Annotated in this window: 8 protein-coding genes; 2 read left to right on the top strand and 6 right to left on the bottom strand. The window is 66.6% G+C overall.

Annotation, left to right across the window (positions count from 1 at the left end):
- The 4 genes from AQY21_RS24590 to AQY21_RS24575 all read right to left on the bottom strand — a co-directional run.
- Positions 1-552: hypothetical protein (locus AQY21_RS24590; protein ID WP_058100216.1), on the bottom strand; the 552-nt coding region annotated here is incomplete at its 3' end.
- A gap of 52 nt (positions 553-604) precedes the next feature.
- Complete coding sequence (rnd, locus tag AQY21_RS24585) at positions 605-1,777, bottom strand: ribonuclease D (RefSeq protein ID WP_058100218.1); 1,173 nt, start codon at positions 1,775-1,777, stop codon at positions 605-607.
- A 125-nt stretch (positions 1,778-1,902) separates the two neighbouring features.
- Positions 1,903-3,033: a tRNA guanosine(34) transglycosylase Tgt gene (tgt, locus tag AQY21_RS24580; protein WP_058100215.1), complete on the bottom strand. Its 1,131-nt coding sequence runs from the start codon at positions 3,031-3,033 to the stop codon at positions 1,903-1,905.
- 43 nt (positions 3,034-3,076) lie between these two features.
- Positions 3,077-3,832, bottom strand: a complete 756-nt coding sequence (locus tag AQY21_RS24575; RefSeq protein ID WP_058100214.1) for a GNAT family N-acetyltransferase — start codon at positions 3,830-3,832, stop codon at positions 3,077-3,079.
- Between the two features lie 100 nt (positions 3,833-3,932).
- Between AQY21_RS24575 and msrB the strand changes: the two genes are divergently transcribed.
- Entirely contained in the window at positions 3,933-4,340 is a 408-nt protein-coding gene (msrB, locus tag AQY21_RS24570) for a peptide-methionine (R)-S-oxide reductase MsrB (protein WP_058100213.1), read from the top strand.
- Positions 4,341-4,374: 34 nt separating this feature from the next.
- Here the strand turns inward: msrB and AQY21_RS24565 are convergent, their stop codons facing one another.
- Positions 4,375-4,830: an outer membrane protein assembly factor BamE gene (locus AQY21_RS24565; protein ID WP_058100212.1), complete on the bottom strand. Its 456-nt coding sequence runs from the start codon at positions 4,828-4,830 to the stop codon at positions 4,375-4,377.
- Positions 4,831-4,944: 114 nt separating this feature from the next.
- On the opposite strand from AQY21_RS24565, the gene AQY21_RS24560 reads away from it, so the two are divergent.
- Positions 4,945-5,472: a DUF177 domain-containing protein gene (locus tag AQY21_RS24560; RefSeq protein WP_058100211.1), complete on the top strand. Its 528-nt coding sequence runs from the start codon at positions 4,945-4,947 to the stop codon at positions 5,470-5,472.
- A 1-nt stretch (position 5,473) separates the two neighbouring features.
- Here AQY21_RS24560 and betA read toward each other — a convergent pair whose 3' ends face one another.
- Positions 5,474-7,126: a choline dehydrogenase gene (gene betA / locus AQY21_RS24555; protein ID WP_058100210.1), complete on the bottom strand. Its 1,653-nt coding sequence runs from the start codon at positions 7,124-7,126 to the stop codon at positions 5,474-5,476.
- Positions 7,127-7,194: the final 68 nt, after the last annotated feature.

Genomic DNA, 7,194 nt, shown 5'->3' with positions numbered 1-7,194 from the left:
GTGCGCTAAAGCCTCCAGCACGCCCTTGATCGAAATATCGTATGCCGGCTTAACCTCGAAGCTGAATACATCGAGGATCTTGTCGGGCAAGAACTCGTATTTCTTCACCCCGACCACGACAAGATCGGGACGCGACCAACTGCCGCCAGTATCACGCCGCCCCTGCAACGCAGTGATCTCGCAATGGGACTCGTACAGGCCAAGCCTCGCTGCCCAGCTTTTCTGAAGCTGCCGCAAGACAGGTTCATAAAGTTCAAGTTCACGGATATCGGTCTGAGCAAGCGCGCTGGCTTCGGAAATCAGTTCACTGACCTTTTCCTGACGCGCCGCCGCCTCTGCCACGACAACCGGATTGTCATTCCCAGCAAGGATGACTGTGCCGCCGTTCCCTCGGCCTTTTTCAATCTTGCCGGCCTCGAAAAGCTGCTGGTGGATTCCCCAGTATTTCTCGTCGGCCCAGCCCAGCAATTCGCGCAGCGCCCGGTTCCCAATCCTGCCATCCGCCGCCCGGACGGCATCGAGGAAAACATCAATATCCTTTTTTCGCGCCACGGGACTTCTCCACGCTGTCCAGATCTATCTATATTTTTAGTACAACGCCCCGTCACCGCGGCACCTGAACCACCTTGACCGCACCGCCCTGCGCGGAAAGCGCGATCTCGCCCGAGGCGAGCCGCAGCGCGTCGCGGCCGAAGACCTCGGCCCGCCAGCCGGTCAGCGCCGGCAGGTCGCGCGCGCCCGAGGCGATGGCGTCCAGTTCGGCGGCCGAGGCGATCAGCCGCGGCGCCACCCCGGCCGCATCGGCCTTGGCCTTCAGCAGCACTCGCAGCAGATCGGCCAGCGCGGCATTGCCGGGACGGCCCGGTTCATCGGGGGGCGGCTTGGGCAGGTCACGCGCCTCGACCCCGGCCTTGACCGCCGAAAGGATGCCGTTGGCGATCTCGCCCCGGCGGGCATCGCGCAGAAGCAGCCGGGACTTGGCCAGATCGGCCTCGGTCAGCGGCTTGGTTGAGGCCAGCTCGATCAGCGCGTCGTCCTTGAACACCCGGGTGCGGGGGATGTCACGCTCCTGCGCATAGGTCTCGCGGAAGCGGGCCAGTTCGCGCACCACCGCCAGGAAGCGCGGCGAGCCCGAGCGGGTGCGCACCCGCTCCCAAGCCTCCTCGGGGCGGGTGATGTAGGTTTCGGGGTTCAGGAGCACCGCGACCTCCTCGGCCAGCCAAGGCGCGCGGCCGGTCTTGTCGAGCTGGGTCGAGAGGAACTCGTAGATCGCCCGCAGATGCGTCACATCGGCCAGCGCATAGGCCGCCTGCGCATCCGAAAGCGGCCGGTGCGACCAGTCGGTGAAACGCGACGACTTGTCCAGCGGCTGGCGGGCGATCTTCTTGACCAGCGTTTCATAGCCGACCTGCTCGCCGAAGCCGCAGACCATGGCGGCGATCTGGGTGTCGAACAGCGGATCGGGCATCACGCCGGCGTCGTGGAAGAAGATCTCCAGATCCTGCCGCGCCGCATGGAACACCTTGACCGTCGCCTTGTGGCGGAAAAGCTCGTAGAGCGGCTCCAGCGACAGCCCGTCCGCCAGGGGGTCGATCAGCACGGCGGAGCCGCCCGCCGTCTTCACCGCCGAGGCGGGGGGCAGCGCGGCCTGGATCAGGCAAAGCCGGGAATAATAGGTCCGCTCGCGCAGGAATTCGGTGTCAAGCGTGACATAGGGCTGGGTCTTGGCCAGGGCACAGAATTCCGCCAGTTCGGCCGTGGTGGTGAGGGTGCGAATCTCGTGTTTTTGATCGTTCGTTGCTTTTGCGGGCATAGGGTTCTTTCAGGGGAGCGGTCTTTCCGCCGGCGATTCTCATCGGGATTATCGAAGCTTCGCCGAAATTCAAGGCACGACCCGGCATTTCACAGTGGATCGATGTCGCCCTGTGCCCGCATTGCCTCGAATTCGGCGACAAAGCCGGCCAGGGCGCCGCGCCCGATGGCATCGCGCAGCCCGGCCATCAGCTCCTGAAAGTAATGCAGGTTGTGCCAGGTCAGCAGCATGCCCGAGATCATCTCGCCGGTGCGGAAAACATGATGCAGATAGGCACGCGAATAGCCGGTGCAAGCCGGACAGGTGCAATCTTCGTCCAGCGGGCGCGGGTCGTCGGCATGCCGCGCGTTCTTGATGTTCACCTGCCCGCGCCGGGTCCAGGCCTGCCCCGTGCGCCCCGAGCGCGAGGGCAGCACGCAATCCATCATGTCCACGCCGCGCAGCACCGCGCCGACGATGTCGTCGGGCTTGCCGACGCCCATCAGGTAACGCGGCTTGTCCTGCGGCAGGAAGCCCGGCGCATAGTCCAGCACCCCGAACATCGCCTCCTGCCCCTCGCCCACCGCAAGGCCGCCGATGGCATAGCCGTCGAAGCCGATGGCCTTCAGCGCCTCTGCGGATTCCTCGCGCAATTCGCGGGTCACGCCGCCCTGCATGATGCCGAACAGCGCATGGCCGGGCCGGTCGCCGAAGGCATCGCGCGAGCGCTGCGCCCAACGCATCGACATGCGCATGGATTTCGCCACCACCTCTTCGGTCGCCGGCAGCGCCGGGCATTCGTCGAAGGCCATGACGATGTCCGAGCCCAGCAGGCGCTGGATCTCCATGCTGGTTTCGGGCGAGAGGTGATGCTTGGAGCCGTCGACATGGCTAGAGAAGGTCACGCCCTCTTCGGTCAGCTTGCGCAGGCTGGACAGCGACATGACCTGGAAGCCGCCCGAATCGGTCAGGATCGGGCGCGGCCAGTTCATGAACTTGTGCAGCCCGCCCAGCCGGGCGATGCGCTCGGCACCCGGGCGCAGCATCAGGTGATAGGTGTTGCCCAGCAGGATGTCGGCACCGGTGGCGCGCACCGATTCGGGCAGCATGGCCTTGACCGTGGCGGCGGTGCCGACCGGCATGAAGGCGGGGGTGCGGATCTCGCCCCGCGGCGTCTGGATGACACCGGCGCGGGCGCGGCCGTCAGTGGCCGAGACGGTGAATTGGAATCTGTCGCTCATGCCCGCGCAGATAGGCGGTTTCGCGGCCGGATGCAAAGCCGGCTTACGCCCCCGCCGCGCGCAAGAGCTTCGCCCGCCCCGGCGGAATGGCGCGGATCTCAAGCCCGGTGAAGACATGCAGCGTGTCGAGCTGGCGGTCCACCACCGCATGATCGCTGACCCAGCCCCCCATGGCGAGATAGGAGCGCAGAAGCGGTGGCATGGCCGCCATGGCCCGGCGCGGATCCGCCTGGCGCAGCCGCAAGGCGCGGGCAAAGCGAAACACCTGCGGCGCCTTGACCCGCGGCAGCCAGCGTTTCGGCGCCAGATGCCGCTCGCGCAGCATGGCAAAGGCGTCCTCATAGCCATGGGTGTCGGTGCCAATGAAGCTGGAGCAGCCGAACAGCATATCGATCCCCTGCGCATCGACATGGCGGGCCAGCGCACCCCAGGCCAGGCGCAGGATATCCGGGTCATGCCGTTCAGGATGGATGCAGAAACGGCCGATCTCGACCATGCGGCCGCGGAAATCGCGCAACCGCGACAGGTTGTAATAGCGCGCCGCATAGCTGTCGCCGATCTTGGCTCCGTCCGACAGCGTCAGCATGCGAAAGCACGCAACCAGAGCGCCGCTGCCGCCGTCGCGAATCAGCACATGGTTGCAGCGGTCGTCGTAATCGTCGGCATCCAGCGCCTCGGGCGCCCCTGCATCCGGATGGCGGCTCAGGAAGCAAAGCCAGCGCAGCCGTTGCGCCTCGCGGATTTCCTGGGCGTTTTCGGCAAAGCCAACCTGGTAACGGCCCTTGCTCAGTGACATCATGGCGTCCCCGCCCGGCCCGTGAACCGGCCCCGCTCCGACTTGCTACTGCCCATACTGCGCCTATCTTGTAACAGCAGCATAGCAGGAATGAAGGGCCAAGATGTCAGAGCGGATCACCAAGACCGATGCGGAGTGGCGGGCGCAGCTGGACCCGGAAACCTATCGCGTGACCCGGCAGGCGGGGACCGAGCGGCCGTTCTCGCATCCGGGCTTTCCCGAGGGGCCGGGGCATTACGAATGCGTCTGTTGCGGGGCGCGGCTGTTCGACGGCGACGCCAAGTTCGAAAGCCATTGCGGCTGGCCCAGTTTTTCCCGGCCCAGTTCCGCGCAAGGCAGCGGCGCCATCGACGAGCATCGCGACGCCAGCCACGGCATGATCCGCACCGAGGTGCGCTGCCACCGCTGCGACGCGCATCTGGGCCACGTCTTCCCGGACGGGCCGCCGCCGACCGGCCTGCGCTATTGCATCAACGGCGTGGCGCTGCGCTTCGTGCCGGAACCGGCCTGAAACGGAAAAGGCCGCCCAGCGGCGGCCGTCCCGGTCAATCCCCCAGGAAATCACCGGCCTGGACGCGGCCGACATTGCCCAGAAGCTGGCGGATCAGGCCAAGGCTGGTCACGCCGGTATCGGTCACGCGGCGCGACAGCACCACCACCTGCCCGCGCTCCAGCCCGAACCGCTCGATATTGCGGACCACGCCGTTCTCGGCAAAGCTGATGGCGACCACCTGGCGGTCGATCTCGCGCGGCTCGCGAGGACCATAGAACTGCCAGCGCGAGCCGACGTAATACCAGGCCGAGCCGGTCAGCAGCCCCTGCGCCGAGGGCCGGCCGATCAGCCCCTCAAGCTCGGATTGCGCGGTCTGGCCGACGACCACCTGCGCCAATTGCTCCTCCGGGGGGATATAGCCATGGTTGCGATAGGTGGCCTGGCAAGCGGAAAGGCCAAGAGGTGCGGCCAGTGCAAGACCCATGAGCTGCCGCCGGGAAATCTTCATCTTCTCTCTGTCCCTTTACGCGCCTGTTGACGCCGCGCGACCGGCTTAGCAAACTCATGCCCCACGCTCAAGAATATCCAGACCCAGGGCGAACCCGCCCGCGAAAGGCCACCGATGACCGATTCCAAAGCCCCGCATACCCGGTTCCGGGTGGCCCATCTGAATCCGCGCCAGCCCACCGAGTTCGCGCTTTCTCCCGCCGCCCCGGCACGCGCGGCGCTGGCGGCCGAACTGGGGCTGAGCGCCCTGCCCCGGCTGCACTTTTCCGGCCGCATCCGCGCGCTGGCCAGCGACGCCTGGGAGGTGACCGGCGAGCTGGCGGCCCGCGTCGTGCAGCCCTGCGTGGTCACCCTGGCGCCGGTCGAGACCGACCTGCGCGAGGATGTGCATCGCGTCTTTTCGCCCCATATCGGTACACCCGAGGAAGACGAGGCCGAGATGCCCGACGAGGAGCTGGAGCCCCTGGGCCAGTTCATCGACATCGACGCGATCATGGCCGAGGCGCTGGTGCTGGCGCTGCCGCTTTATCCGCGTGCCGAGGGAGCCGCGCTCGACGCCCCCGAAGCCGAGCCGGAGGCGCAGACCCGCAAGCCCTTCGCCGGGCTTGCGGACCTGCTAAAGAGCTCCAAGAACGAGACGTAACCTAAGCCGATCGCTGGAGTTTTCTCCAATCCGGAGAAATCTCCGGCCCCAGGTTCAGCGGCGCCAGCATGCCTTGGCCCAGGATGTGATCGGCGGCCTTCTCGCCGGTCATGATCGAGGGCGCGTTCAGGTTGCCATTGGTGATGCGCGGAAAGATCGAGCTGTCCACGACGCGCAGCCCCTCGACGCCAATCACCCGCAGCTCGGGATCGACCACCGCCATCGGATCGTCGGCCCGGCCCATGCGCGCCGTGCCGCAGGGGTGAAAGGCCGACTCGGCATGTTCGCGGATGAAGGCGTCGATCTGCGCGTCGCTCACCACGCCGTCGCCCGGCTGGATCTCGTAGCCCTTGTATTCGGCAAAGGCCGGCTGCGCGAAGATCTCGCGGGTCAGCCGCACGCAGGCGCGGAACTCGGCCCAGTCGTCGGGATGCGACATGTAGTTGAAGCGGATCTCCGGCGCGTCCTTGGGATCGGTGGATTTGAGCCGCACCGTGCCGCGCGACTTCGACCGCATCGGCCCGACATGGACCTGGAAACCATGGCCCTCGGCCGCCGCCTTGCCGTCATAGCGCACGGCGAGCGGCAGGAAGTGATACTGGATGTCGGGATATTCCACCCCCGCCGCCGAACGGATGAAGCCGCAGCTCTCGAACTGGTTCGAGGCGCCGAGCCCCGTCCCGGTCGCCAGCCATTGCGCCCCGATCGAACCTTTCCCCCACAGGTTCCAGTGCTTGTAAAGCGTGATCGGCTTGGTCGCGGTATATTGCATGTAGATTTCCAGGTGGTCCTGAAGGTTCGCGCCCACCCCTGGCCGATCCGCCCTGACCGCGATGCCATGCTCGGCCAGATGCTCGGCCGGGCCGATGCCCGACAGCATCAGCAGCTTCGGCGTATTGATCGAGCTGGCCGAAAGGATCACTTCATGTTTGGCGCGGAACACATTGACGCCGCGGGTATTCCTGACCTCGACCCCCACGGCGCGGCCATCCTCGAAGATCACGCGCTGCGCCAGGCCGCGCCGCAGCCGCAACAGCCCGGTCGCCTGGGCCGGGCGCAGATAGGCATTGGCGGCCGACCAGCGCCGGCCCTCCCAGATCGTCGCCTCCATGGCGCCGAAGCCCTCCTGGCGGGCGCCGTTGTAATCCTCGGTCGTCGGATAGCCCGCCTCGCGGCCGGCGCGAATGAAGGCGTTGAACAGCGGGTTCCTGCGCGAGCCGCGCGTCACATGCAGCGGCCCCTCGGTGCCGCGATAGTCGCTGACCGCGCCATGCGAGGTCTCCATGCGCTTGAAATAGGGCAGCACATCGGCATAGGCCCAGCCGGCCGCACCGCTCTCGGCCCAGAAGTCGAAATCCTTGGCATGGCCGCGCACGAAGACCATGCCGTTGATCGAGCTCGACCCCCCGACCACCTTGCCGCGCGGCGTGACCAGCCGGCGCCCGCCCAGATGCTCCTCGGGTTCGGACGAAAACCCCCAGTCGTAACGGCGCATGTTCATCGGATAGCTCAGCGCCGCCGGCATCTGGATGAAAGGCCCGACATCGCTGCCGCCATATTCGATGACGTCCACGCGCTTGCCGGCCATCACCAGCCGGTAAGCCAGCGCGCAGCCGGCCGAGCCGGCGCCGACGATCACGTAATCCGGGATCATGCCTGTCTCCCCTGCACCGCCATTGCGGGCTTCTCCGTTGCCCAAATACCCATGCCCACCGCGCCACG

The sequence above is a fragment of the Paracoccus sp. MKU1 genome, from assembly GCF_001447385.1.
In the GTDB taxonomy this organism is placed as follows: Bacteria; Pseudomonadota; Alphaproteobacteria; order Rhodobacterales; family Rhodobacteraceae; genus Paracoccus.
Note: the sequence above shows the minus strand (reverse complement) of the source record. Positions and strands in the feature narration are given on the sequence as shown.